The organism is Pseudomonas sp. BIGb0381, assembly GCF_024809815.1.
Lineage (GTDB): Bacteria > Pseudomonadota > Gammaproteobacteria > Pseudomonadales > Pseudomonadaceae > Aquipseudomonas.
This window is the reverse complement of sequence record NZ_JANUEN010000002.1, coordinates 200,643-226,772: the sequence shown is the minus strand read 5'-3', so window position 1 is coordinate 226,772 and position 26,130 is coordinate 200,643. Positions and strand designations below refer to the sequence as shown.

At 57.0% G+C, this 26,130-nt stretch carries 20 protein-coding genes and 1 pseudogene; 11 read left to right on the top strand and 10 right to left on the bottom strand.

What is annotated here, in order from left to right; genetic code table 11:
• Window positions 1-88: 88 nt before the first annotated feature.
• Window positions 89-2,536, bottom strand: a complete 2,448-nt coding sequence (locus M2397_RS07375; RefSeq protein ID WP_259242544.1) for a UvrD-helicase domain-containing protein — start codon at window positions 2,534-2,536, stop codon at window positions 89-91.
• A 218-nt stretch (window positions 2,537-2,754) separates the two neighbouring features.
• Between M2397_RS07375 and M2397_RS07370 the strand changes: the two genes are divergently transcribed.
• Window positions 2,755-3,450 carry a pirin family protein gene (locus M2397_RS07370; protein WP_259242543.1) on the top strand — a complete coding sequence of 232 codons (696 nt, stop codon included), beginning with the start codon at window positions 2,755-2,757 and terminating at the stop codon, window positions 3,448-3,450.
• 64 nt (window positions 3,451-3,514) lie between these two features.
• Here the strand turns inward: M2397_RS07370 and pgm are convergent, their stop codons facing one another.
• From pgm to M2397_RS07350, 4 genes are all read right to left on the bottom strand, one after another.
• Window positions 3,515-5,158 (bottom strand): phosphoglucomutase (alpha-D-glucose-1,6-bisphosphate-dependent), encoded by a 1,644-nt coding sequence (gene pgm, locus M2397_RS07365; protein ID WP_145338131.1) that lies wholly within the window; start codon window positions 5,156-5,158, stop codon window positions 3,515-3,517.
• A 96-nt stretch (window positions 5,159-5,254) separates the two neighbouring features.
• On the bottom strand, window positions 5,255-6,661 hold the full coding sequence (locus tag M2397_RS07360) for a PLP-dependent aminotransferase family protein (RefSeq protein ID WP_259242542.1): 1,407 nt from the start codon (window positions 6,659-6,661) through the stop codon (window positions 5,255-5,257).
• Window positions 6,658-8,058, bottom strand: a complete 1,401-nt coding sequence (locus M2397_RS07355) for a hypothetical protein (RefSeq protein ID WP_259242541.1) — start codon at window positions 8,056-8,058, stop codon at window positions 6,658-6,660. Before M2397_RS07355 ends, M2397_RS07360 begins: the two co-directional genes overlap by 4 nt.
• Window positions 8,059-8,763: 705 nt before the next feature.
• A complete protein-coding gene (locus M2397_RS07350) occupies window positions 8,764-9,786 on the bottom strand; it encodes a zinc-dependent alcohol dehydrogenase family protein (RefSeq protein WP_131696393.1) in 1,023 nt (340 codons plus the stop codon).
• Between the two features lie 268 nt (window positions 9,787-10,054).
• Here M2397_RS07350 and M2397_RS07345 point away from each other — a divergent pair, with 268 nt between their 5' ends.
• From M2397_RS07345 to M2397_RS07315, 7 genes are all read left to right on the top strand, one after another.
• On the top strand, window positions 10,055-10,969 hold the full coding sequence (locus M2397_RS07345) for a LysR substrate-binding domain-containing protein (protein ID WP_120448544.1): 915 nt from the start codon (window positions 10,055-10,057) through the stop codon (window positions 10,967-10,969).
• A gap of 356 nt (window positions 10,970-11,325) precedes the next feature.
• Complete coding sequence (gene hxsD, locus M2397_RS07340; protein ID WP_259242540.1) at window positions 11,326-11,625, top strand: His-Xaa-Ser system protein HxsD; 300 nt, start codon at window positions 11,326-11,328, stop codon at window positions 11,623-11,625.
• Window positions 11,622-13,109, top strand: coding sequence for a His-Xaa-Ser system radical SAM maturase HxsB (gene hxsB / locus M2397_RS07335; protein ID WP_259242539.1), 1,488 nt, complete (start codon window positions 11,622-11,624; stop codon window positions 13,107-13,109). The genes hxsD and hxsB overlap by 4 nt, the downstream gene beginning before the upstream one ends.
• A 4-nt stretch (window positions 13,110-13,113) precedes the next feature.
• The gene (hxsC, locus tag M2397_RS07330; RefSeq protein WP_259242538.1) at window positions 13,114-14,343 is read left to right on the top strand and encodes a His-Xaa-Ser system radical SAM maturase HxsC; all 1,230 of its coding nucleotides are present in this window, start codon (window positions 13,114-13,116) and stop codon (window positions 14,341-14,343) included.
• A complete protein-coding gene (hxsA, locus tag M2397_RS07325; protein WP_259242537.1) occupies window positions 14,340-14,948 on the top strand; it encodes a His-Xaa-Ser repeat protein HxsA in 609 nt (202 codons plus the stop codon). Before hxsC ends, hxsA begins: the two co-directional genes overlap by 4 nt.
• 50 nt (window positions 14,949-14,998) lie before the next feature.
• Window positions 14,999-15,412 (top strand): hypothetical protein, encoded by a 414-nt coding sequence (locus M2397_RS07320; protein WP_259242536.1) that lies wholly within the window; start codon window positions 14,999-15,001, stop codon window positions 15,410-15,412.
• Between the two features lie 281 nt (window positions 15,413-15,693).
• Entirely contained in the window at window positions 15,694-16,371 is a 678-nt protein-coding gene (locus M2397_RS07315) for a DUF5710 domain-containing protein (RefSeq protein WP_259242535.1), read from the top strand.
• 41 nt (window positions 16,372-16,412) lie between these two features.
• Here the strand turns inward: M2397_RS07315 and M2397_RS07310 are convergent.
• Window positions 16,413-16,502, bottom strand: a pseudogene (locus M2397_RS07310) (hypothetical protein); the annotation flags it as partial.
• Between the two features lie 198 nt (window positions 16,503-16,700).
• On the opposite strand from M2397_RS07310, the gene M2397_RS30415 reads away from it, so the two are divergent.
• On the top strand, window positions 16,701-16,862 hold the full coding sequence (locus M2397_RS30415) for a LysR family transcriptional regulator (RefSeq protein ID WP_371919204.1): 162 nt from the start codon (window positions 16,701-16,703) through the stop codon (window positions 16,860-16,862).
• On the opposite strand, the gene M2397_RS07300 is transcribed toward M2397_RS30415, so the two are convergent.
• The 4 genes from M2397_RS07300 to M2397_RS07285 are packed head-to-tail and all read right to left on the bottom strand — an operon-like array spanning window position 16,859 to window position 22,389.
• Window positions 16,859-20,290: an AAA domain-containing protein gene (locus M2397_RS07300; protein WP_259242534.1), complete on the bottom strand. Its 3,432-nt coding sequence runs from the start codon at window positions 20,288-20,290 to the stop codon at window positions 16,859-16,861. The two genes, M2397_RS30415 and M2397_RS07300, sit on opposite strands and share 4 nt — an antisense overlap.
• A gap of 12 nt (window positions 20,291-20,302) precedes the next feature.
• Entirely contained in the window at window positions 20,303-20,743 is a 441-nt protein-coding gene (locus tag M2397_RS07295) for a hypothetical protein (RefSeq protein WP_029612456.1), read from the bottom strand.
• A 9-nt stretch (window positions 20,744-20,752) separates the two neighbouring features.
• Window positions 20,753-21,292, bottom strand: coding sequence for a hypothetical protein (locus M2397_RS07290; RefSeq protein ID WP_208666478.1), 540 nt, complete (start codon window positions 21,290-21,292; stop codon window positions 20,753-20,755).
• Window positions 21,289-22,389 carry a hypothetical protein gene (locus tag M2397_RS07285; RefSeq protein WP_259242533.1) on the bottom strand — a complete coding sequence of 367 codons (1,101 nt, stop codon included), beginning with the start codon at window positions 22,387-22,389 and terminating at the stop codon, window positions 21,289-21,291. Before M2397_RS07285 ends, M2397_RS07290 begins: the two co-directional genes overlap by 4 nt.
• Before the next feature lie 242 nt (window positions 22,390-22,631).
• On the opposite strand from M2397_RS07285, the gene M2397_RS07280 reads away from it, so the two are divergent.
• A complete protein-coding gene (locus M2397_RS07280) occupies window positions 22,632-24,980 on the top strand; it encodes an AAA family ATPase (RefSeq protein ID WP_259242532.1) in 2,349 nt (782 codons plus the stop codon).
• Between the two features lie 3 nt (window positions 24,981-24,983).
• A complete protein-coding gene (locus M2397_RS07275) occupies window positions 24,984-26,084 on the top strand; it encodes an endonuclease (protein WP_259242531.1) in 1,101 nt (366 codons plus the stop codon).
• Window positions 26,085-26,130: the final 46 nt, after the last annotated feature.

Sequence of the window (26,130 nt, the reverse complement as noted above, 5' to 3'; positions counted from 1 at the left end):
AGCGCTGGTTCAGTCACTGTAGGTGGTGACTGACTCCCTGCTATCGGGAGCAAGCCCCCTCCCACATTGGGATCGCATTTGTCCCCTACTAATGGCGCTGATCGTCGAAAAACGCTTTCTTGCCGTCAACCCGCTCCGAGGCCTTGGGCACATTCACCGCCTGGCCTTCGGGTTTTTCCACATACCAGTAGCAATGGCTCACGGCCCGGGTAATCCCGACGTAGGCCAGGCGCAGCACTTCGTCCTTTTGCGCAGTGTCATAAGGTTCGCTGTCCCCGTCCTTGCCCAGGCCCGCCATGCGATAGACCTGGTTCTTGTAGGGCGAACTGGTCACATGCTGGCAATCACCGAGCAGGAACACCGCATCCGCCTGCAGGCCCTTGGCGCTGTGGTACGTCAGCTGCTTCAACCTGCGCGCGGCTGCCGGCAAGCTAGAATCAACATTAACAATTGACTGAATATGCTCTTGAATCAGTAGCTTATCGCTACTTTTTCGATACAGCATTAATACCGAATCGCCCTTTTGATAGTGTTCCAGCAGTTGCCGCCCCAATGCCGCATCGTCCCGCTCCAGTACGGTGACCGGTACCAACGCTTTTGGCGTGCCACTGGCCTTGGCCTTTTTACCCGGGATGGCCGGTGCGGCGCGCACGATATGTTCCGCAGCGTCGATGATGTGCTGATGGCTGCGGTAGTTCTCGCTGAGCATGACGCGGGTAGTGCTCGGCGATGGGAATTCCTGGTTGAATTCCATGAAGTACTTGGGCGAACTGCCGCGCCAGCCGTAGATCGACTGCCAGTCATCGCCCACGCACAGCAAGGACGAACGTTGCGCACCACGGCCCACATGCATCGCCGGGCCACGGCTGCGGATTTCCCGCAGGCTGGCGCGTATCCACGAGACGATCTGGGGCGATACGTCCTGGAATTCGTCGATCATTAAGTGCGACATCGGCCGCAGCAGCTGATCGCTGAGGAGCTTGAGGTTTTCCGGGGTGTTTTCGCCGAACAGCGAAAACATGCGGTTATAGGTCATGATCGGCGGCGATTGGTCGAGCAGGTGGTCTTCCAGGGCCTTCCAGAAAATGCTCAGGGCTTCAAAGAAGAACCGGTCCGGGTCGTCCTTGGCGAAGCTCATCTGGCCGACAGCGGTCGGCACGTCCAGGCCGAGGTTCTCGATAAAGCCGGCTGCCATCACGAAACTGTCCAACAGCGGCGCCGAAGCCAGCTCGCCCTTGACCTTGTAATCAAAGCCGGGACCTGCGCTGGCATCCCCTGCGAGGCTGCTTAAAAGCCGCCTTGACGAATCATAGCTATCCAGCCATATCAAAGACTTACGACAGAAAGCTTGAAATAAGGTGCGCTTTACCGCCCACTCTGCACGTACTGACAGCTTCGAATTCGGCCGGCTGATCCGGGGGTTTTCCCTGGCGTCAAAGCCCAGCACTACCCACGCATCCAGCTCCGGGATATAGCCGTGGCAGTGAAACTGCGCGCCATTGATTTCGAAGCGCTGGCGACTGGGCTCAATCCCCTTGATTGGCCAGGCGCCGGCACGAAACCACAGGTCTTCGATCACATCGCAGAGTTCTTCGTCGCGCTTGGCGGCCAGCTCGGTCACCGCTACGCGCTTCTGTACATCCGGATGATCACGCTCCAGTTCGCGCAGCTGCAGGCCGTGGCGTGCCAACGGTGCAATCAGTTCACGAAAGCGCGGGTTCTGGCTATGCAATCGGTGATAACAGGCATTCATCTGCTGGCGCTGGGCGTCGCTGATGCGCAGGTCGAACGGGTTGCTGTCAGCGTCTTCGAAACCGGCGCTGAGGTTTTCGAAAGCCTGCAGGCGTTCAAAACCCGGCAGGCTGCGGACCATCGGCAGGATGCGCGAATGAAAGGTGCGCACCACCGCCTGGGCTTCTTTCATGCCAAGGGGTTGGCCCCACAGGCTGAGAATTTCCATGAGCTTGTTGATGAAGTCTTTGCGCGACTCGCGGGTGAAGGTCACTACGGTCATCGAGCTCAATTCGAAGCCCAGGTAATGGGTGAGCAGCAAAATACGCAGCACCAGCGAGGTGGATTTACCCGCGCCGGCACCGGCGATCACCGAGGTTGACGGCGTGTCGCTGAAGATCATCTTCCATTGCGCCGCGCTCGGCTGGGCATGGGCCGGTAACAACCGAGCCACATCAGCCTTGATGCGTTTCTTCACGTCGGCGGTCAAGGGCAGCCGCCAATCGTCGAACAGGCTGTCATCGACGCCGGGCGCGCGGTGCTCATCGGGACGGAAGTCGCGGATCAACAGGACTTGTCGACCTTCCTCGATGCCATCGGCCTTGCCCTCGCGATAGCCATACTCCACGCCGGCCTCGTGACCACTGCGAAAACCATCGGCCTGCCCGTGCAACCAGGAAAACCGATGCTGTGCGCGCAAACGCGTCAGGCCATGGCCAAACAGGCGTGCGGCAAGGCGTTTGAGCAGCGGCATTTCCGCCAATGGGCGCAGTTCGGGGGGCAGATCAGGCTTGTGTTGCGGCACGCGGACTCCTGCGATGAGCTGGGGTTTGACAAGTGCGCCATGGTCGCCGGAATCGGCGCTCAGTTCCAGCCAATTGCTTTACGGTCATGCAGTTAGGCGATGAAGTGAAAGTCAAAGCGCCAGCAATCAATCTAATCCACCGATAGGAATCAGGCATTTTTTACGCTTTTTATCGATGATGAGCTCACGGATCATAGCGCCATCAACAGGAGACGATCATGCTTGAACTTCGACCTTTCAACGCCCTGGGCGGCGCCCACCACGGCTGGCTTGACGCCCATCACCACTTTTCATTTGCTGAATACCACGACCCCATGCGCATGCATTGGGGCAACCTGCGGGTCTGGAACGACGACATCATTGCCCCCGGCACCGGCTTCCCGCAGCACGCCCATCGCGACATGGAGATCATTACCTACGTGCGTGAAGGCGCCATCAGCCACGCCGACAACCTGGGCAACAAGGGCCGCACCGAGGCCGGTGATGTGCAGGTGATGAGCGCAGGCACGGGGATCGCTCACAGCGAGTACAACCTGGAAGCCACGCCGACCAAGATCTTCCAGATCTGGATCATCCCGAACGAGGCCGGCCTGCCACCCTCCTGGGGCGCCAAGCCGTTTCCGAAAGGTGATCGCGAGGGGTTTGTGACCCTGGCCAGTGGCAAGGCCGGTGACAGCGAGAGCCTGCGCATCCGCGCGGATGCCCGCCTGGTAGCGGCGAACCTGAAAGCCGGGGAAAGCGCGGAATACCGCTTGGACAGCGGGCGTCGGGCTTACCTGGTGCCGGCGACGGGGGTGATTGAAGTCAATGGCGTGCGTGCGCAAGCTCGAGACGGGGTGGCGATTGAGGATGAGCAGGTGTTGCGGGTGACGGCGGTTGAAGACAGCGAGATCGTGTTGGTCGACCTCGCCTGATCCAGCCTTTGGCCCAATAAAATGTGGGAGGGGGCAAGCCCCCTCCCACATTGAGGTTGCGGTGTTACTGGGAGATAGCGCCGTCTACCAGCACCTGCGCCTCTTCCACCAGCTGCTTGAGGTGGTCCTCGCCAATGAAGCTCTCGGCGTAGATCTTGTAGATGTCCTCGGTGCCCGACGGCCGCGCGGCGAACCAGCCGTTTTCGGTCATCACTTTCAACCCGCCGATCGCCTGGTTATTACCCGGCGCATGGCTGAGGATCTGCTGGATGCTTTCGCCGGCCAGTTGCGTGGAGGTCACCTGCTCTGGCGACAGCTTGCCCAACAGCGCTTTCTGCGCCGGGGTAGCCTTGGCGTCGACACGAATGGCGAACGGCTCGCCCAAGGCATCGGTGAGGCCACGGTAGATCTGGCTCGGGTCCTGGCCTTTGCGCGAGGTCATTTCCGCCGCCAGCAATGCCGGGATCAGGCCGTCCTTGTCGGTGCTCCACACCGTGCCGTCCTTACGCAGGAACGAGGCACCCGCGCTTTCTTCCCCGCCAAAGCCCAATGAGCCGTCGAACAGGCCATCGGCGAACCACTTGAACCCCACCGGCACCTCGTACAGGCGACGGCCAATCCGTGCGGCCACGCGATCGATCAGGCCGCTGCTGACCACGGTCTTGCCCACGGCCGCATCGGCGCGCCAGTCAGGACGGTTCTGAAACAGATAGTCGATGGACACCGCCAAGTAGTTATTCGGCGCGAGCAGGCCGCCGGACGGAGTGACGATGCCATGACGGTCGTGATCCGGGTCGCAGGCGAACGCTACGTCGAAGCGCTCCTTGAGACCGATCAGGCCCTGCATGGCGTAGCTGGAGGACGGGTCCATGCGGATCTGGCCGTCCCAGTCGACGCTCATGAAGCGGAACGTGGCATCGACTTCGGTGTTCACCACCTCCAGGTTCAGGCGGTAGTGTTCGGCAATCGCCGACCAGTAGCGCACCCCTGCTCCGCCCAGCGGGTCCACGCCCAGGCGCAGGTCGGCGCTGCGGATGGCGTCCATGTCGATCACGTTGATCAGGTCGGCCACGTAGCTGTTGAGGTAGTCATGGCGATGGGTGGTGTCGGCCTTGAGCGCCTGTGCATGGGTGATGCGCTTGACCCCGGCCAGTTTATTGGCCAGCAACTCGTTGGCCTTGGCTTCGATCCACTTGGTGACGTGGGTATCGGCCGGGCCACCGTTGGGCGGGTTGTACTTGTAGCCACCACTTTGCGGCGGGTTGTGGGATGGCGTGATAACGATGCCGTCGGCCAGGCCGCTGGTACGGCCACGGTTGTAGCAGATGATGGCGTGGGAAATTGCCGGGGTTGGTGTGTATTCATCGCCTTCGGCCAGCATCACATGCACACCATTAGCGGCCAGCACTTCCAGAGCGCTGGCACCGGCCGGGGTCGACAGCGCATGGGTATCCAGGCCAACGAACAGCGGGCCATTGATGCCTTGGGCTTCGCGATACAGGCAGATGGCCTGGCTGATGGCAAGCACATGCCATTCGTTGAAGCTCAGTTCGAACGAACTGCCACGGTGCCCGGAGGTACCAAAGGCTACGCGCTGGGTGGAGATCGCTGCATCAGGCTGGCCGGTGTAATAGGCCGTGACCAGTCGCGGGATATCCACCAGCAACTGGGCCGGCGCCGGTTTGCCCGCAAAAGGACTGATTGTCATGCATAAACCTCGGATAGAAGGATTCGGAAAAATGGCAGTTTACTGAGAGTTGGACTACTGCGCGACGGTATCGATCCTACATCGTTAAGAGAAACTTCAACCAGTCTGTGCCTGGCGCAATGCGTCGCTCAATGCTTCCAGGGCAATATCCAGATTGGGTTGCCCGTGAAAGGTGTGACTCACGCGCAGGTTCTGTTGATGCAACCCACTAACACTGAACAGTTCACCGGGGGCGATCACCACCTGCCGTGCCAGCAGGCGCTGAAATGCCTGGCGCATGTCCACCGCACGGGTGGAGGCCAGCCAGAACGCGGCACCGGCGGCCGGCATCCGATAAGTCACCTGGTCGCCCAAATACTGCTCCAGGCGCTGGCTCATGTGCCCCGCCTGCTCGCCCAAGCGTTGGCGCAGTGTGCGCAGGTGCTGGTCAATCCGCCTGCTTTGGTACAAACGGGCAATCGCGCGCTGACGGATCGACGATAAACGGAATGAGCGCAGCAGGAACTGGCGCTGCAACTCATTGCTCATGCGTCGGCACAGTACGTAGCCGTAGGGAGCTTCCGAGCCGAGCACTTTCTCGAACGAAGAAAACACGATCAGCCGCTCAGGGTTCACCAGTTCGCGCAATGCCGTGTGGGGGGCTTCGAAACCCAGCTCACCAAAGGTGTCGTTTTCTAGCAACCAGCAACCGGACTGACCCAGCAGGTGTGCCACGTCGAGACGCTCGTCGATCGACATGGCCACCCCGCTGGGCAGGCTGACGGAAGACGAGAGCAACACCAGATGCACCGGCTCATCGCGCAACAGCGTCCCCAGCGCGGTTCTATCCAGGCGGCCCTCCGGCGTCCAGGGCAACTCGATGATGCGCACCCCGGCGTCCTGCAACAGGCGCAGGATCAGCCAGTCGCAGGGCGATTCGACAATCACGGTGGTACCCCGCAGGCCCAGTACTTCGATCAGGATATCCAGCACGCCGCGCAGGTCGGCACCGATATACACATCGTCGGCATGCCAGCAGCGTGTGGGCGACGAGGTATAGCGCGCGGCCAGCGCCGCGCGTAACTCCCACACACCACAAGGCTGGGACCAGGGTTGCAAATGCGACGGGTACTGGCGCACCAGTTCCCGCTCCAGCCGCAGCAGTGTTTCATCCAGGGCGCCCAGCAATGCCGGATCGTCGCCACTGAGTACCACCATGCCGGGGCGCCGTGCCGCTGCGTAGAGGCGGTCAAGCAGATCCCCGCCGGCCCACGCCAGCGGGTTTGCCGACATCGGCCAGGCGTAATAGCCGGATTTGGCCACCGAGTAGACTCTGCCCTCCTTCTCCAGCAGCGCATAGGCGTACTGGATCGTCGAAATCGACACGTTCAGGCGCCCGGCCAACTGCCGTAACGACGGCAGTTTTACCCGAGTGTCAGTACTGACCTCGTTGATCAGACTGATCATGTAGCGATAGACCGCCTGATACGCGAAATCCGCCTGACGCTCGTCGCGCAGCGTCATTGCCCGAACAATGGCACGGCCTGCGCGGCGCGACGCATGCCGTTCTCACTGGCCAGCGGCCGTTTGCGGTACAGGTGCTGCAACAAGGGCATCGGTAAACCGCTGGTGTCCGTTACCCACTGCTGCAGCATTTCGGCGGAACCGTTGCCTTGGAGGACTTTGTGCAACTCAGGCAACGCCACCAGCATGCCCGGATGACATTGGCGCAAATAACCTTCCAATCGCTCTCCGTGATGAAGAAACGGTGAAAACAGCAGGCAGGTCAGTTGGGTCTCATCCAAACCGAAGAACTCCTGGGCGTAGGTACTCCATAACATGCGCCCTTCGCGGGTCCCGGCCTGAATGAGCAAATCGTCGGGCATGCGCAGACGGCGCATGTACGCGGCGGCCTGCTGAACAAAACCTTCGACACCTTCTTCATAATCCAGCGCACGCAGGCATTCGGCCTGCAACCCACGCAGATGAGCCATCAGCAACGGATTGGAATAGGTCGGATGGCTGAAGTGAAAGCCCAGTGGATCGGGAACGTAAGCCATGAACTCGGTCAGCAGAGTGGTTGACGCGATGTCGACATCGTCCAGCAGGTCGGCGATGCCGATGTAAGCCAAGTGACGATGCCCCACCGTACTGGGATTATCACTGGCCGTGTAATGCTCACCGAACACATCACGGTAATAACCAGTGCTCCACTCGTCCATGCGCGCGAACAACGCGTTGAGCGATAGTGGATGGCCCTTGGGAACGCGGATGCCTGCGCCCTGGGCGGTTTTCTTGAGCCAGGCAAGAAACTGACTTTGCTTACGCGGCGAGTCACCACTGACCAGCGCGTGGACGCCGCCATTGCACGTGGTGACACGCTGGTAAAAATCGCCGACGGCCAGGTAAGTGTCGTTGCACAGTGTGGCGCGGCAGTCTCCGGCGCTCACATGGCCCACCATCAACATATTGCGCTGGCTGATCTGTCGCCCGATCGCTGAGGCCGGGCGCTGGTGATTGAAGGGTTGTACTTCCTGATTTTCCACCATCAACAACTCGACGCGCGGATCATCGTGGAGAAACAGCCGGCCGTAGCCGCGATTCAGGGTATCGAGCTGCCCCTCAGTCATGCCCGCGTGCCGTAACGTCGCGACCCTCAGTTGAAAGGTGCGTGGCGCGCGACCGGCAATGGTCAGTTGGGCAGCTCGGAGCAGCGCCAGGGTATAGCTGCTGACTTCACCGCCACCGTGAGCCACCAGTACCTTGAAATCCCCTACCTGCTCCATCCCGCCTGCAGCGACAATGATTCGCTGGACCAGTAACTGGAGAGCGGTTCGTCCCGCGCGAGTGAAGTGCCCGATCAGACGTTGCAGAACTTGCTGGTAAACATGATTCATAGCCTGTTCGTGAATAGTGCTCATAGTTCTACTACCTGAGTTGAAATATCAGTTTCAAGCAACTGCTGACAGTGTTTGCTTGGCCTATTTTGCGTGTAGGAAAATCGCGCCCCGTATTGTGCGTCGATGTTCAGACACTAGCACCGCGCAACAAAACGACATGAATTGCCGGTGAGCATTTCTCACCCGCACAAGCGCACAACCCAATGAAAATAATGGAAAAATCCTTTTAAAAAGCTAGCCTTAGGACGCTTCCGACAAGCTCCTACGCTTTTTTAACCAGCCTTTTAAAGAAGTGTCCGACAATAGGCTCAAACAACTTTTCCATTTGCATGGTCGGTACGCTTTATGAAAGTACCTGTCTTGCTGAGCACACATGCGTGCCGCGTCGATAGTTCGGATAACTATCTGCAGTCGAGTCACAGATTCAATCATTGCTCAATCCTTGAGATGAAAGTGAAGGCGCAATTATCAGTGCTGGAATAATGATTAATAGATACAGAAGCGGGCCGAAAACCAGTTCAGATGAGCAACCGATGTCGCGTAAAAGGCGCACATGCAACGACGCCGCGCTGGAATTCAGGGCGGCGTCAGGGAGAAAGGGCCGGATTTGTGGGCTAAAGCGCCAGGTCGGCAGCTTCTGGAGCGGGCGGGTTAAGCCCTGTCAAATGGCGCATTTGCCCCATTCACTCAGGCGTCGGAGCACTCATTTACGAATATTCCTACAGCTCAAACAGCCGCAACCTGCAAAGCAACCCGCTCGCGGCACGGGCATTCGTCCATATAACGGTGGGCTTCGACAAACTGATTGAACGGAAACACCGTGGTTTTAAGGGGAACGAGCACACGATCGGCGGTCAGTTGGTTGATGTCACGCAACGCGCGCTGCAACGCTACCTGATCCTGGATGATGCCCAGCTCCGGTTTGCCGGTGAAGTTGCCGATACAGTGCACGAAGAACTGAATGTTCTTCTGGAACGCCGCGCACGCCGGGAACGGTGTCTGGTTACCGCCCTGCAAGCCATACAGCACCAGGCTGCCACGGGGCGCCAGCACATCACCGAGCAACGACATCTGCGGGCCACCCAAGCCATCGAACACCACATCGACGCCGCGGTTCTCGGTGAACTTGTTGATTTGCATCAGCAGGTCCTGTTCCTCGGTGACGATGACTTTTTCTGCGCCAAGAGAAAGCAGGTACTCGCGCTCTGCGCTGTCCTTGGTGGCAGCAATCACCCGCACGCCCAGGGCCTTGCCCAGTTGCACAAACGAAGGGCCGGCGCAGTGGCTGGCGTCGGTCACCAGGGCAAACTGCCCGGGTTTGACCCGTGCCAGGTCCACATACGCAAAGTAGGCAATCAGCAGCGGCGTGTAGTGCACGCTGGCTTCGATGGGGCTCAAGACGTCCGGATAGCGGGTCAGGGCCGAACGGGGCAGGACGATCTGTTCGCCATACACCGGGTAATCATTAGGGCTCTCGGCCGGAAAACTGGCCACTTTATCGCCCACTGCCAAGTCATCCACGCCGTCACCCAAGGCTACGACCACCCCGGCCATCTCATGACCAAGGCCGGATGGAAGGCGTGCGTGGGAAGACGCCAGGTTCTGGCGCCACAAAATGTCATACCAGCTGATGCCAATCGCCTCGACACGCACCTGCACTTCGCCCGGTGCGGGCTGCGCGGCTACATGCTCTTCGCACTTGAGCACCTCGGCCGGACCAAACTTGTGAAAACGGATCGTGCGGGACATCGCAAACCTCGTCAAAGTAACCTCTATTGCCATGAACTCTATCTGGGCTTTCCGGCTAAGACCACCGGTCGCCGTTAATAGTCGACATGTCTGTCATTGATTCCGCATCTGAGGAATAGACCTCAAGTATGGTAGGAAAACTCAATTAGCCGGTGCAGAGTACCAGCCTTTCCCCGTAAGATTCATACCGGTCACGCGTCTGAATGGACCCTCAGGGCTCTTGTATGACCGTTCTCGTCAAGTAAAGCTGACTCTTCCAGGATACAAGATGAACCGTAACGACCTGCGTCGTGTCGACCTTAACCTCTTGATCGTATTCGAAACCTTGATGCATGAGCGCAGTGTGACCCGTGCCGCCGAGAAATTGTTCCTTGGCCAGCCAGCCATCAGCGCCGCGTTGTCGCGCCTGCGTGGGCTGTTCGATGACCCGCTGTTCGTGCGCACCGGCCGCAGCATGGAGCCCTCGGCCCGCGCCGTGGAAATCTTCGCCCTGCTCTCCCCGGCCCTGGACTCGATTTCCACCGCCGTCAGCCGCGCCGCCGAGTTCGACCCGGCCACCAGCACCGCGGTGTTCCGCATCGGCCTGTCCGACGACGTCGAATTCGCCCTGCTGCCCCAACTGCTCAAACGTCTGCGCGCCGAAGCGCCCGGCATCGTACTGGTGGTGCGCCGCGTCAATTACATCCTGATGCCCGGCCTGCTCGCTTCCGGCGAAATCTCCATCGGCGTCAGCTACACCGCCGACCTGCCGGCCAACGCCAAGCGCAAAGTACTGCGCCGCAGCCTGCCGAAACTGCTGCGCGCCGACAGCGTGCCGGGTTCCCTGAGCCTGGACGACTTCTGCGCCCGTCCCCATGCCCTGGTGTCGTTCGCCGGCGACTTGAGCGGGTTCATTGATGAAGAGTTGGAGAAACTCGACCGCAAGCGCCATGTGGTGCTGGCGGTACCACAGTTCAACGGGCTGGGCACCCTGCTCTCGGGCACCGACATTGTCGCCATCGTGCCGGACTACGCGGCCGAGGCACTGACCGCTGCGGGTGGTTTGCGCGCGGAAGAACCGCCGTTGCCGGTGCGCTCGTTCGAGCTGCATATGGCTTGGCGAGGGTCGCAGGACAATGATCCGGGAGAGCGGTGGTTGCGGTCGCGGATTCAGATGTTTTTTGGCGACCCTGAGAGTCTTTAGGCGTCGTCGGGCAGGCTGTTCATCTGATCATTTCTGCCTTTCCACAAACCATGGAGCTCCATTCACTTCCAGTGGATTGCTACATTGGGGGCACATCTGAGGGCATGCTTTGGATGGTTTGAAAAGGATGCCCCCAGCCTAAGGCCAAGCAAGCTATTGATGAGGGTAGCTCCGACCGGACTCTCCGCGAGTCGCTATACCGCAGCGGAACGGTGAACATGCAGCCGATGAACATTTGACTGATTCTCCGCCATCAGTTGGATAGATGCGTGCAAATATAAAAAATTATGATGGCACAATGCCTCGGAAACCAGCAATATCCACACGTTCTCAACGGATTTGAAGGAGCGGTTCCGATGACATGGTCAGTCACGCTGAAGCTCGACAGCGCTGCCTACCCGCTCAGCGTGGTGCAACGCGCCGCTTATTCCCTGGCCGACACTGTCACGATCCAGGTCGGTATTGAAGCCAATCAGATAAGCCTCACGGCCCACCCCGCTGAAGCAAAGCTAACGCTTTCCCCGACGCAGGCTCACTCGCTGATCTTTCAGCATCTGAACGACTTCGCCCTACGCGACCATATCAACCGCGAAACAGCAGGGTTACGTGAAATCCTGGCCCGAGCTGCGCTCGCTGGATGTGGGGTTTCGCAGTGACACTGATAGCGACAGACGCCAAGCACTACCACTTGCTGCCTTTTCGATTCATGCGCATGAACACGGGACGTGACCGTGACATCCTGCTCACCTCCGATACCGGTGAGTACATGTACGTGAACGACGCGCAGTTACGAGCCCTCAGTTACTTCGACGTTCAAGCAAGTACACCTTTTTACAAGGACCTGCTGGCTCGCCACTTCATCTACGAACCGGGCCGCCACGACCCGTTCCCGGAAATGGCCGCGCAGTATCGCAGTCGCAAGGACTTCCTCTTCCAGGGCCCTGCACTGCACTTGTTCGTAGTGACATTGCGTTGCAACCACACCTGCCAGTACTGCCAGGTGTCGCGTGCCCCTCTGGGAGGATCCGGCCACGACCTGTCGGAAGCGGATGCACAGGCGGCGGTCGATCGCCTGTTCGAATCGAACGCTCCCGCCCTGACTGTGGAGTTTCAGGGTGGCGAGCCGCTTCTGGCCTTCGAGCGCGTCCGCCAGATTGTCGAATGGATCATTGAACGAAACGTGGTCGAACAACGGGATATCCAGTTCGTCATCACCACCACGCTGCACCACCTGACGGAGGAAATACTCGACTTCGCAGAACAAAATCGCATTCAGTTTTCGACCTCGCTCGATGGGCCCGCGCCCTTGCACAATGCCAACCGCCCTACCCCGTCACGAGACTCCTACGAACGCACTGTAAAAGGCATCCAGTGGGTCCGTGAACGCCTTGGCCATGATGCAGTTTCCGCGCTAACCACGCTGACTTCAAGAAGCCTCGAACAACCTGAAGCGATCATCGATGAGTATGTAAGCCAGGGCTTTTCCAGCATCTCGCTTCGGCCTCTGAGCCTTTATGGGTTTGCCACCAAGATTGCCCATCGACTTGATTACCCTATTGAGCGATACCTGGCCTTCTACAAGAAGGCACTGACCTATTTGCTGTATATCAACCAACAGGGCGTATACCTCTCAGAGAGTTATACGAGCCTGTTGCTGAAGAATATCCTGACACCCTTCTCCTCCGGCTATGTAGACCTGCGCTCCCCCGCTGGCGCAGGCACTGCGGCGCTGGTCTACAACTATGACGGTTACGTCTATCCCTCGGACGAAGCCCGAATGTTGCTGGAGATGGGTGAAGACGGCTTGAGGCTCGGCACCGTACAGCAACCCTTGTCTGAATTACTCACATCGCCCGTTATGGATGCGTTGCTCGCCAGTGGTGTAGCAGAGGCGCTGCCGGGCTGCTCCGACTGCGCACTTGTCCCGTACTGTGGTGCTGACCCCATCGAACACTATGCCCGCCAAGCTGACCCGATCGGACACCGAGTGTTCAGCAGCTTCTGCAGGAAAAATATGGGGTTGCTGAAGCATCTCTTCGGCCTGCTTTGCGATGGCGACGACAACGTGCAGAGAGTGCTGCTGTCTTGGTTGAGCAGGCGCTCTTACAACGATGTTCGATTTCCGGGTTACAGGGGCTGATGCGATGCTGCGCAAAGATACCCGCTTCGAAATCCATCACCTGAATGAGCCGAAACTGCTCAAGGTCATCACTCTGGATGAGTTCATCGAACAAGGCCTGGCAGTATGTGCCGGAAGCGCTGAGTTCGGTGACCTGTTGCTTTGGCTGCCAAACGAAGGACGGCTACGGAACCCGCATCTGCTCTCATTACCAGTGGGAGGATTCCTGATCCCGGAGCCATTGATCGGCGACTTCGACTGCGCGCGGCCATACCTGCACTCCCCCAAAGATGCGGATGTCGTGCAGCCCGGCGATGTCATTGCCATCACACCAGGCAACGCGTTGGTGCGAGTGCTCTATCGACGAGGCTCAGACAGCAACCTGCTGTTCATGACCGATCGTTGCAACAGCCTCTGCCTGATGTGCTCGCAGCCGCCCAAAGATATCGATGACCGTTGGCACATCGAGGAGAACCTACGGCTGATCGACCTGATGGACTCGGGCGAGGAAAATCTGGGAATCAGCGGCGGAGAACCCACGCTTTATCGCGACGGCCTGCTCGAAATGCTGGCCAAGTGCAAAGCCGTTTTGCCACAGAAATCCATTCATGTACTCAGCAACGGGCGACTGTTCCAAGACCCGAGCTGGATCGCAGCGCTCTCTGCCATCAGCCACCCTCAGTTGAGCTGGGGCATCCCCCTGTATGCCGACAATGCCGAAGACCATGACCATGTGGTGCAGGCTCCAGGCGCGTTCAGCGAAACCCTGCAAGGTCTTTACAACCTGGCGCGCGCCAACCAGATCATCGAGATACGCGTGGTACTCAATCGCCTGACCACGCCACGCTTGCCCGAACTCGCCCACTACGTGTTCAGGAACCTGCCCTTCGTGCGGCATGTTGCGCTGATGGGTATCGAAAGCACCGGCCTGGCCAGGAAAAACTACGAAGAACTGTGGATTGACCCGCTGGACTATCAAGAGTCGTTGAGCCAGGCCGTGTATTTCCTGTTCAACCGCGGAGTGCCGGTTTCGATCTACAACTTGCCCCTGTGCCTGATCCCGGCCCACCTCTCGCGTTTCGCCCGCCAGAGCATCTCGGACTGGAAGAACCTGTTCATCGATACCTGCCAACAATGCGCTGCCGTCAAACATTGCTCTGGCTTCTTCAAATCCCACACCGACCGCTGGCAGAGCCGCGGCGTACAACTACTATCGACCGAGGCCTTTAGCGCCTATGCAAGGAGCGCACAGTGAAATTGCTCGACCGCTGGAAAGTCCTGATCAGTGGGATCAGCTTGCTGCCAATGGCAGGTACCACCCTGGCACACGCGGGCCATCTGTCGCTCGCCGATGCGAACTGGCAACCCAACGACAAGCTACAGCCCCCGGTATTTGCCGATACGCTCAATGCGCCAAACACCGTCAACATCTATGCGGCGCATCGCTCGCACAGTTCTCACCGGTCCCACAGCTCGCACAGTTCTCACTACAGCGGCTCGGGTGGCTATAGCGCACCTCGCTACTACAGCCCACCCGCTACTAGTACCCGAGGCTACAGCGCGCCGAGTACTTCGAGCAGTACTCCAAGCAGCAACAGCCTTTATCAGTCGTCTGGCACTAGCAGCGGGACAAGTTCGAGCACTTCTAAGAGCCGCGCGACCAATGAGCAGAAAAGCAACCTGGTCACCCGTGTGCAGACCGCGCTGATGGTGCGCCAGTATTACCAAGGCACCATTGATGGGGTGATGGGCAAAGCAACACGTGGTGCGTTGATGGCCTTTCAGATGGACAGTGGGCTGACCGTGAATGGCCGGATGGATACACCATCGCTGAATGCGTTGGGTATCAAGATTCCATAAGTCGCTTCAGGTTAAAGCTAGAGTCCATTCAGCAACGAAGGAATTATCCCATGCTGCACATCATTAAAGTCGACAACACTCTCTGGGCATTGATCAGCCGCCTGCAAGGCAAGGAACTGCAAACACCGTCGCGTAGTGCCCGTTTCCGAATCACGACCGTTGATGCAAATCGCGTTGTGATTGAGACCGGATCGGAAGACTCGCAATTGGCGCTGACTCGAGCAGCTTTCCAGCAAACGTTGGACTACCTCGCCGGAAACAATCATTTTGGCCAAGCACACGCTGTGGAAATCAGCTCCAACCATACTTACGAAAAAGCCGGCCCACTTTGCCAGGCGGCTCGTTACAGAGCGGAAGGCAAGCCGGGCCGTACCAACATCACCTACATTCTCCCGATTCTGGAGCATTGCCAGGCAGTCGGCATCCGGTCCACCACCCCAAACAGCACTTGGCTGCTGCCCTGAGCCGAGTTATAGGCCTCCTTTTAAGGCCTAAACTTGGTCGACCTCAGATAACAGCCATAGTCGGTTAGCAGGCAATATATACAGACTGATTGAAGACCCAACCATTGAGCGCAGTTATGAATTAACCTCTGACCAAGACAGACCAGCGGGCTATTGCAGCACATCCCGCCATCAGCCTGCTTTGTCGCTCTTTTTTTAGAACTCGAAGGTCCCCAACAAGGCTAGAAGGCTCTAGCATGGGATCTGACGCTTACTGATGAGCAATACGTACGGATACAGAAATGGCAAGGATTGATCTGAAAGTCCCCTTCTCAGAAAAAGATGAAGTGAAATCACTCGGTGCCAAGTGGGACCCGGGCCTGAAGACTTGGTACATCCCCGAGGGTGTCGACATCGGCCCCTTGGCTCAATGGCTACCCGTAACAGAGCACGCAGACCTCGAGCACGGACCTGAATTTAGTGTCAGAGCACCGTATTACTACATCATAGAGTCAGTGTCCGACTGCTGGGGCTGTTCTAATTTGACTCGCGTGTTTTCGTTCAAGCTGCCCGAGCAACACGAAGAGTTCGATTACTACGAGGATGAGGACGAAGATTTCGCGCTCACAAGCAACCTCGGCGAATGGAAGTGCCATGGGTATCGCGGAACGGTCTCCAATATCGCCAGCCTCTCTCCCGGGGTCACGAAGCAGATCCATCACTTCACTAACAAGTTCAAGCAGGCCTACAGCAAAACGGTAGGCAGCCGTTACCTGATGAATCACTGCGAAAACTGCGGAGCCAAGCTCGGCGATTTTTTCATGCACAGCGAACCTGGTGGAGCTTTCTTCCCAACCTCACCACAAGAAGCTCAGCGGATGACTCTAATCAGAATCAACGAGCGGTTCGACGCGAACTGCAGCGTCGGCTTTGCATCCGAAGATTTTTTCGAATTGATGCAGGTTCGCGAGCAACCCTAATTACCCTATCCAATACCGTACTGCTCGGGGACCTCAGCTTTTCACGACAGCGGACCGTACCGAGCTTTCCAAGCCTTCAGGCCGGAGTGATTGCCACCTTTCGTTTCGATGACTTCACCGTTTCCAGGGGGAACGTGTCGCTTACCCTCAACCTATGAACTACTGAAGGCCATCTGAATCCATCTGGTTTCTGTCGGAAATCTCCACCAAGAACCTGATACACCTAGGGGCAACCTGGGGGCATATCTGAAACTCATCTGCCTGAAAACACAGTGCTAGAGCCCAGTCAAAATGTTTTTTGGGGGCCCGGATAGTCTCTAGGCGCCGCTATTCATGCCGTCCGCAATCTGGAAAGTCGGCTCAGGGTTCGGCTGTTGAGTCGGACAAACAGGACGGTGTCGCCGACCGACGCAGGGGCCGCTTTTGCCAAGCGACCGGAGCAATCCGAAAGCAGGTCCGTCCAGTCCAGCTACTGCATCAGGAAACACTAACTACTCAATGGCACCTTGCTCTTGTGAGTATTCGCCTGAAAAGGATTCGAAGCCGTGGCTCGAGCGCTGCGTTTGATGATCAGGCTAAACAGTGCATTCTTGCCGCGCTCCTGCTTGAGCAGAAACTGGGCGTGGCCAAAGAATGTGAGGTTTTCCCGCGCTCGTGAGCACGCCACATTCAAACGTTGACGGTCGAGCAGGAAGCGGATGCCCCCCTGAGTACGAACAGTTGAATACAACACGATATCCGCTTCGCTTCCCTGGAAACTGTCCACCGTATCGATCTTTACCTCAAACACGTCGTCGATAAGCGGCAAGCTCTTTCTAAGCGCTGCGAAATCTTTATTGATTACGCGTTTCTGGGCTCCATAGGGTGTGATGATTGCCACGGATTTAGTCGTAAAGCTATGGGTGCCTTCCGCTCGGCGCGATGCCAGTTTATGCGCCGACGCTTTCAGGAAATCGACTATCGCTTTGGACTCCGCCTCATTGAACAGGCTGGTGCCTTCGTTTTCTTCCTTGCCATGAGGGACGTCCACCCAGCGCATGCAGTGTTCTGCGTCGAGAAAATCCTTACGTTCGTGCACCTTGCCGTTGTGCAGCCCCCTCACGTCATTGGCGGTGTAGAACAGGTCCGCTACCAGATCGCCGATGGGTTCGACCATGCGAAACTGTTCCACAAGTCTGCCGGAACAGGCCGCTGGCAGGTTTTCATAAAGCTGCTCGAAAAAGCTGGTCTTGAGAAATGTTTCCTCAAGAAACGGCAAGACCGTCTTTGCCTCGGCCTCTTGCAAGGCGCGGCCGATGCTCGGGGGGAGCTGGAAATGATCCCCGATAATGATTGCTTTACGGCTGCGCATAAGTGGAATCAAGAGTTCGGGAACCGTTGCCCTGCCTCCTTCGTCGACGATGCAGATGTCGAATGCAAGTCGATCCATACCGTAACGTCGCGATGACAATCCTACGCAGGTAGCACCGATCAGGCCGTGATCCTGGACAACGAGCTCAGCCAGTTCATCATCGAACTGTGAACGTCCCCGGTCTGAAGGATGATAGATACGGTCCATCCAGATTTCGATCCAATCGGCTTTTTCGGGGTTCTCGAGGCTCGCCAGACTGTAGTCCTGCTGACGCTCGCGCAGGTACTCCATCAAAACGTTTTCGGTCATGCGCGGCCGAACTTCCACTTGCACCTTTTCTACATCGTTGCCAATGCGCAATACGTTGGAGCTGAAACCCGGGAACTGTTCAAGGAAGCGATCGAGAGCGTTATCCACCGCAGTGTTCTGTTGCGAAACTACCAGAATCCTGGAGTCTGGTCTGGCGCAGAACAACTGGTGCAACAACTCGACGATGCAGGTGGTCTTGCCTGTACCCGGAGGCCCTTGTATCAGATACAAATTGGATTCGACGAGCGCCGCCTCGATCACCTTTTTTGCGGCCTTCGCTTTGTCAGCCCCCTGCCAATTGGGGTCCCGCCAGTTCAGGCCACTATTGACCCGTTCATTCCAGAATGGGTCGGGTTGTGGAACATAGCGGGCAGGCATCAGCAGAATTTGCTGCAGGTTTCGATTAATCAGGCGCCCACCCAGGAACCCCTGAAGCGCGATCTTCTGCCGACCCAGATTTGCCAGCTCGCCCCGGTTGGGAAAGCGTATTCTGTGTTGCGACGGCTGCACATCGACGTAACCGCTATCGGAGCCTGGGCGCTTCATCCCTTTATGGAAGATTTCGTAACGTTTTGCAGCTCGGGCCTCTGGCACCCCATGCAACTCGGCGACCTGCAACCAGCGCTCTTCACCATCGGCACTCAGGCACAACTGCTCCACGAACAACCGCGGCGTACTACGAGCCTTTTCAATCAATTTCTGCAGGCCATCGACCAGATTCGAACTGCTGGAACATTCCAGCGTTCGCTCTTCCACTTCAGTGACATCACTCAAGTTAAATACAGCATGCCCTGTTTCAGCCAACAGATAATCTGTAACTGCATTCCAACGCTCGAAGAACTGTCCAGCCTGCTTGCGTGCCTGACTGTCGCCGGCGAAAAATGACTGCTGACGACAAAAGGTCACGAAGGCTTCGAACTGCAGGACGTCGCAGAAGACGCTGTCCTTGAATCTCACGTCAATCAACCGCACCGGGCAAGGCAAAGCGTCCAGCTCAACGCTATCGAAACCGGTGCGCGTCACATTCACAATGTGCAACTGAGAGTCCTTGACGCTGGCTTTGGCCTCGATCAGCCATGCCCCAAGTTGCAGGGAGACGATGAGTTCGCCATCAATCTCGACCGAGCCCCGCAACTGCCACTGTGCACTGCCACTTTCGCGTTCCAGCCCCTCAAGATCATACACAGCGCGGTCCGCGTGGATAAACACCGGTGCTGCACTCTGTTCGCCGTAGCGAAGCGACTCCGGGTGCTGAGTGACCGTCACTTGGCCTTTGCTCAGCAGTAAGTCGTAGTAATGAACGTACACTTCAATACGATCACCACGCGGGTAATTCTTTCCGGGGAAGCTCGACTCGCTGCGTGGCAAGAATGCGACGACACCGCCGTTTGCGGACTGCTGCTTGTCGACAGAACAGAAACCTGGATAACAACGCACGAGGTAGCCGTCGCCATATTGTGGCGATGTCTGCGCTCTTTCAATGAAAGCCGTGCACGGCACACTTTCCAGTATGTGTTCCGCGTGCAATGCCCCCCGAAAAACGCAGGCTTTGAAGAAATTCGGCCGCTTGACGTTACCTGACATCTGCACCGGCACCGCATCCTGATCGGGGTACTGCATCATCAGTGCGCGCTGTTGCGTATCGGTCCAAACGTTGGCCTGCTTCTCCGCACGCAGTTCGAGCTTTTGCCCGTAGGCGTTGAATGCATTATCAATCTCTGAGACCGATGCCAGAACGACCTTGCCGCCGTAAAACCAGTCGTCAGGTAACCGGGATTGTGGCTGTGCCATGTTCATCAGTTCAGTGAACTGTTGCTTTTGAGCGAGTTTGTCTAATGTCTGCAGATACCATTCGCAGTATGCGAAAAAACCTGCCAGGCGGTTCTGCGTATCTTGCAGGCGCCCATTGAGCAGGCGCAGTGCGTTGCGTCTGTAGGGACTGATTGATACGTCCGACAGATCGTTGGCCAGCCGTTGCGCCAGAATGTCGAACTCCTGGGCCGTGCCTTGCAGGCGCGCCCGAAACTTTTTGCAATAATCCTGGTTCTCGGCCTTGTACCGCAGCGCAGCACTTTCGTGGGCCCGAGCTTGCTCCATGGCGTTTGCCCAGCTGGTAGCCTGAAAATCACTTCGCGTCCGGGCATTGCGCTGCTTCAGTTCTTCATGGAGCTCACGTTCTTCATCGGTTTCACGATCCAGAAACCAGGCAACGGCACTCGCACCCAGAACGAACAACCCCGCAGCAACAAATTGGTACATAGGTCGTAGATCTCAAGGCTTGAGCGGAATGAGCGCTCGGTAGCTGTGCGCCAGTTGGTCCAGGGAGGCTGGCTCTTCAAGAATTTTGTCGAGAACACGCTCCCGTTCACGGTCGAGCGTCATCATCTGTTCATGCTCCATCTGGAGCCTGGCCATTGCCTGATCGTGCTCGTTGGCGTCTTTCTGCCGCAGGCGGTCAGTTTCAGACATCTTTTGTACGGCGTTCCAGGCCACCTGCTTGGTCTTCTCTTCGGCAGCGCTGACGCGCGCCTTGCTAGCTTCAATGGAAGCTTTGGTTACCGAGGTCTGTTTGCCCCAATCGGCGAGCTTGCCGGTCACAGAAATGGCGGCTTTGGCGATATCGGCCACTTGGTCGAGTTTTTTCATTGTGACCTTCTCGCTATCGCCTGCCTTTTCGGCAGTGTTCGTCTTTTGCGGTTTTGCCTTTTTCATGATGGGTCCTCACTCGTCCAACAGCGAAAGCGCTGCACTGAGCTGCGCATCAACCAACAGATAATAGGTGCGCTCCAGCTTCAACAATGGCACGCAATTGGGTGTCACCGCCAAACGCTCCCGAGACACGTGATCACCCAGACGCTTGATATGCCGTCCCAGGTTCTCCAGGTTCGTCACTCCGATGTGCAGCGTTACGTCACGAGCCTCCAACTGGTTGCGCAACGCGCTCATTTGCGCACTGAACTTCAGGTCACGCTCCTTGGCCTGTAAGCGAAATTGCTTCTCAAGTTCCTTGAGCTCACGGCGAAGAGCTTCACCTTCGGCCTCCAGTGCCTGTGTTTTGCTTTTGGCTTGACGATAATCAGCGTAAGCCCCCAAAGCATCCAGAAATGCCAGCCCCGCCTCGACGAAAATCAACGGACTGGCGGCTTTACCCGTGCGCGCCATCGTATACAGGGTGCGGCTGACGCCACTGGTACGTTTGACCCGTTCCGTGGTTTTGTCGTCCCAGTCAAACAAGGTCGCGAACACATCGACAGTAATCACGCTAATTCCGCCGCTTCTTCGGTCATGAGGTTGTGGGACAGGGTGAACGCGTCAGGGGTGCGCTGTAGATGACGGGCCAACTGCACCTCATCCATTGAGCACAAAAGTTGCAGGATTCTGGCGTTGGTTTCTACGCAGAGGCCAGGCGCAACGGTCAACGAATCAAGTTCACTTGGCAGGCCGTCACCAAGACACATGGGCAGCCTGGCATGTCTGGCGTCCTCGCTCTCCACAACGGCAGCCGTGGTGAAATGGCTCAAGGTGCCCGAACTGACCAATTCAAGCCGCTGAACACGCGTGGACGGTAGCTCGACCGTCCACGGGAAATTCGCTATTGGCTTGAACACATGAGCAATTTCGACCACGGGCAAGGTCAGCGACGGCAGTGCATCCGACTTGCCATGATGATTGGACGTCTTCAGGCGCAATTGCAGTTCCCCGGCCGCGTACTCGATCGGCACCTGCAGCCCGGCTTGCTCACCCTCATCCATGCCCAGCTCAAACGCCCAGTGTTCAAGCTCGCTCGTTATCAACTCGCAATCGGCTCCCCAGCAATACTCGAGCAACTGCTTCAGACCGTCTTGCTCCAACAGCCCTCTGAGGCGGTTGGCATCATCAAAAAGCCTTGAGCGCCCTGCCCGACCTGTCCGACGAGGCACATGAGTGACAACAGTCGATGGGGCGTCATTCGCAGGTAATGTCTGTGGGTGTGTCGTACCGTAGTCGAACATCACAAAGTGCGCCGCGTGACGCGAAAGGGTGAAAGCGTCCAGCCAGACCGTGAGGCTGAAATCCTCAAGCAAGTGCTCCACTTGCACGATAGAGGTGCCCCGCGCCGTCAGCCACAGCAACGGGCCATTTTCACCCTCTTCTATTTGCACATACCGGTGGGCCTGCAGGTATGCCAGCTGATTAAGCAGCACGCTCTCGCTAAGCGCCGTTACCTCTATCAGTGCGGCGAGCGACAGCTCCTGTTCGATGGCTCTGAGCAAAAAACGCGATACACCGCCCATGCTGTCCAGCAGCCGGTGTGAGAGCGTCAGGCTGTACCGATCAAATGGCAGCAGAAAGGTTACGGGTTTATCGATTTGAATCAAGGTCACAGTCCATTGAAGTACAGATTCTCCAAAAGCCCGAGGGCTCGACACGGGCGGGTGCCAGGTTACTGCTTGAAACAAGCCATTCCTGAAGCCGTGGACATTAGGTATGCCCCAATGACGCGTGACAGCCTTCGCGGACCATCACAGACTTTTCGATAGTGGCCCCATGCTATATCGTGCACCCTGTGTTTGGCGATGATCTGTGGCGGTTTTTTTCGCCGTGTCAGGGAAGATGAGCAATGCAACGATTTTTACGCAACAAAGTACCTCCCTCCATTTTCCGCGAAGAGCAATTCAGGAAGTCCAGAGAGCAACTGCTGGACTTCTTCAGTCTGGACACTCAGGAGCGCTCTCAAACCCGTGTGCCCATGGAAGACCTGGAACTGAATCTGAACCAGCTCAACCCTGTTTATGATGCGCTGGGACAAATGTTTCGATGGAAATGCGCATTTTGCGAAAGCAAGGATCATCCACTTCCCTACCGATTTCGACCAACGTCGTCCGCAACCTCTACGATGGGAGGGATTGACTCGCATCTCTACTATGTCTGGCTCGCCAATGCCTGGGAAAATATCTATCCCATCTGTCTGAAGTGTATTCCGCGTCAGCGTTCGTTCTTTCCGGTAAAGGGCAAACGTGCTCCGATTCCGAACCTTGAGCAATTGCGCCAGTATGCCGATGACAATCTCGGTTCATGGCGCTTCTCCACATACCGCGAGTCAGCCGTTTTGCTTGATCCGTGCGTTGATCAGCGTTTTGAAAAGCACTTTTTCCCCTCCGTTAATGGCGAGCTGCTGCCACTGTCTGAAGAGGGCGATATCACAATCGCCAATTTTCGCCTGGACCGTCCAGAATTGAATGAACTGCGGGAAGCCAGACTTCGGCAGTACCGTGAAGAACTATTGGCGTCTGGTGAACACCTGCCGCGATTACGCCAAGCTACCTTTCAGACCTATTTCGACTTCGCCGAACTTGAGTTCGGTGGCCTGTGGTACCTGCAATGCCGGCGAATTGCGCTGTACTTGTTACAAAGGGTTGGCCTGACAATGCCTACCGGCCGCTCCGGGGTGGCAAAGACACTGAAAGCCCTGCTTTTAGTCGGGGACTATCAGCAGACGCGTGAACAATTGCAGGTGTGGATTGAAGAAACTGACTTCGGCCGTAAAACCTTGAACATACCGCCAACGGACTATGGCGTTCTGGGCACTGCGCCAGACCAGCAGAAGACACCTGTGCCGCTGGTTTACCCGTCCTTGCATTCCATCGAACTCCAGCATTTCAAGGCGATCGAGCACCTCGAATTGAATCTCGGCACACTCAGCGCCGAATCGCAGTTGAGCAATGAAACTCTACAGCCAGCACTGCTGATACTGGGTGAAAACGCCACCGGAAAAAGTTCGATTCTCGAAGCGATTGCGCTTGCTCTGAGCCATCCAGATACACCTGCCACCTTGAACCTGACACCTGCCTCCTTCGTACTTTCTCCAGCCCAACTGGGCTCGGATGACGTGGCCTCTAAAACCCCGGCACAGGTACGTTTGAGTTTCGACGAGGGGCAAGCCAAAGTCTTGAGGATTGATGACAACGTCTTTCGACCGGATGGACCGGATGATGTACCGCCAGTGTTCGCTTATGGCGCCTTTCGCCAATACCAGAAAAGATCTCCTCCGGCTCATGAAGCCGATCATGCGATCATCAACCTGTTCGAAACGGATCGCCTACTGGCCAATCCGGAGCACTGGCTGCTCGGGCTGGAAGGCGAAGACTTCAATGACGTAGCCCGTGCATTGAAAATCATCATGTCTGTGGACGGCGACATAAAAGTCATCGAAAAAGCGCCCGACGGTAAATCCTGCCTGATCGTGACGGTCCCCGCCGGTGTAGTGACCAGGACACCGCTCAATGATGTGTCCTCAGGCTACAGAACCATCCTGGCAATGGTATGCGACATCATGCAACGGCTCATGGACCGTCGCGTCCATCCCCGTTTTCAAGGACTTGAGCATGCCCAGGCTGTGGTGTTAATCGACGAAGTCGAAGCGCACCTGCACCCGCGCTGGAAAATTCAGATCATGCATGTGTTGCGCAAGGCCTTGCCCAAGGTCACGTTCATCGCCACCAGCCATGACCCCCTATGTCTGCGCGGCATGCAGAAAGGAGAAGTCGTGGTCGTTCAACGTCGGTCCAAGGCTGGCGGGGCAAAGACTCAGTACGCCACGTGCATTGAGCAATTGAGTGATCTACCGGACTCCTCCCGGTTGACGATCGAGCAGTTGCTAACGTCCGATTTTTTCAATTTGATGTCAACTGACCAGCCGGAAATGGAGAAGCAATTAGCCAGCGTGGCCGATCTATTGAGCAAGCGCAAAAACAGAGAAGTGTTGACCGCCCAAGAACAGCGGGTCATGGCCTATTTCGAAGATGAGGTCAACGACGCGCTTCCCGTTGGCACCAGTGAGGCCCAGCGTGTCGTTCAGGAGGCTGTCGCCGAATTTCTTCAGCGGCGAAAGAAGGAGCCTTCCAGTGAGTGGGAAACGATACGTGTGGAAACCAAGACCAAAATACTGAATATCCTCAAGGACTTTTGAACCGTGCGCTTCGTTGACCGATCCCTCGTGAAAAAGCCCCTGGCGATGTTGCCGAGAAAGACCACAGTCAGTGCCGCAGATCAGGAACTCACTGATTTAACCGCCTATTTCAAAGAAAAAACGGCTGCACTTGAGACCTTGGCGCGCGCCAGAGCCACGCTGGCGGCCGATGATCCGGTTGTGATTGAAGCCGCAAAGGCAGTGGACTCCTTGAAAAAACCCATTTTCAAGACCTATCGCAAAAATTCGGTCAAAACCCAGTTGTTAGCGCTGTTTCATGGCAAGTGCGCGTATTGCGAAACGTTCTACCCTGCCGTGGCCCCGGTTGACGTAGAGCATTACAGGCCGAAGGGGGGCGTAAAGGATACTGACCATACGGGATATTGGTGGCTGGCGATGGATTGGGAAAACCTGCTTCCCAGCTGTATCCATTGCAACCGACTGAACGAACACATCACACCGGTGCTCTCGACCCAATTGGTTGAACTGCGCAGTGACCATTCAGGCTTCAGCAAGCAACGCAGGGCCACTACAGGCAAAGGCAATCATTTTCCAATCCTGGGGCCGCGCGCGACACAGGACTCGAGGGACTGTTCAACGGAATACGCGTTGTTACTCAATCCCTGCCGGGATGATCCACAAGAGCATTTAGCCTTCCATGTCGACTGCGAAAAGCTCATTGGGTTGGTGTTACCAAAACCACACGATGGCGCGGGGCTACCTGAAGTCATTCCAACCCAAGATCTACTCCCGGAATTCAAAGGTGAAATTGATAAGGCGCTTGAAGACAAGCTCAGTCTTCGTGGCGCGGTATCGATCCATACCTACGGGCTGAACCGTTTGGGATTGGTCCAGGATCGCACGCGAGTACTGCACCAACTCGCCTTTATGGAGGAGTCAGTAAAGGATCTTTGCGCGATGATTCTGAAACTCGAAGTGTGCAGGAATGCTCCGTGCGCGGATGAAAACAAGCGCATCATAAAACGAATGGAAGCATTGATAGACCGTACGGTGCGACATATGAAAGAGATGGCCAAGCCTCAAGCACCCTACTCGACGATGGTTCGCGAATATCTGGCTGGTTTCGAGAAGCGCCTCGTCTGATCAAAGCTTACCCGGCAGGCCGTCCATTCGCTTTCAACGCAGGTGT

Bases quoted from the DNA above. Each gene is read 5' to 3' on its own strand.
- M2397_RS07360 (WP_259242542.1), bottom strand. From the start codon at position 6,661: ATGACGCTGCGCGACGAGCGTCAGGCGGATTTCGCGTATCAGGCGGTC.
- pgm (WP_145338131.1), bottom strand. From the start codon at position 5,158: ATGACAATCAGTCCTTTTGCGGGCAAACCGGCGCCGGCCCAGTTGCTG.
- hxsD (WP_259242540.1), top strand. From the start codon at position 11,326: ATGACATGGTCAGTCACGCTGAAGCTCGACAGCGCTGCCTACCCGCTC.
- M2397_RS07320 (WP_259242536.1), top strand. From the start codon at position 14,999: ATGCTGCACATCATTAAAGTCGACAACACTCTCTGGGCATTGATCAGC.
- M2397_RS07345 (WP_120448544.1), top strand. From the start codon at position 10,055: ATGAACCGTAACGACCTGCGTCGTGTCGACCTTAACCTCTTGATCGTA.
- M2397_RS07355 (WP_259242541.1), bottom strand. From the start codon at position 8,058: ATGAGCACTATTCACGAACAGGCTATGAATCATGTTTACCAGCAAGTT.
- M2397_RS07280 (WP_259242532.1), top strand. From the start codon at position 22,632: ATGCAACGATTTTTACGCAACAAAGTACCTCCCTCCATTTTCCGCGAA.
- M2397_RS07315 (WP_259242535.1), top strand. From the start codon at position 15,694: ATGGCAAGGATTGATCTGAAAGTCCCCTTCTCAGAAAAAGATGAAGTG.
- M2397_RS07350 (WP_131696393.1), bottom strand. From the start codon at position 9,786: ATGTCCCGCACGATCCGTTTTCACAAGTTTGGTCCGGCCGAGGTGCTC.
- M2397_RS07370 (WP_259242543.1), top strand. From the start codon at position 2,755: ATGCTTGAACTTCGACCTTTCAACGCCCTGGGCGGCGCCCACCACGGC.
- M2397_RS07295 (WP_029612456.1), bottom strand. From the start codon at position 20,743: ATGAAAAAGGCAAAACCGCAAAAGACGAACACTGCCGAAAAGGCAGGC.
- M2397_RS07300 (WP_259242534.1), bottom strand. From the start codon at position 20,290: ATGTACCAATTTGTTGCTGCGGGGTTGTTCGTTCTGGGTGCGAGTGCC.
- hxsC (WP_259242538.1), top strand. From the start codon at position 13,114: ATGCTGCGCAAAGATACCCGCTTCGAAATCCATCACCTGAATGAGCCG.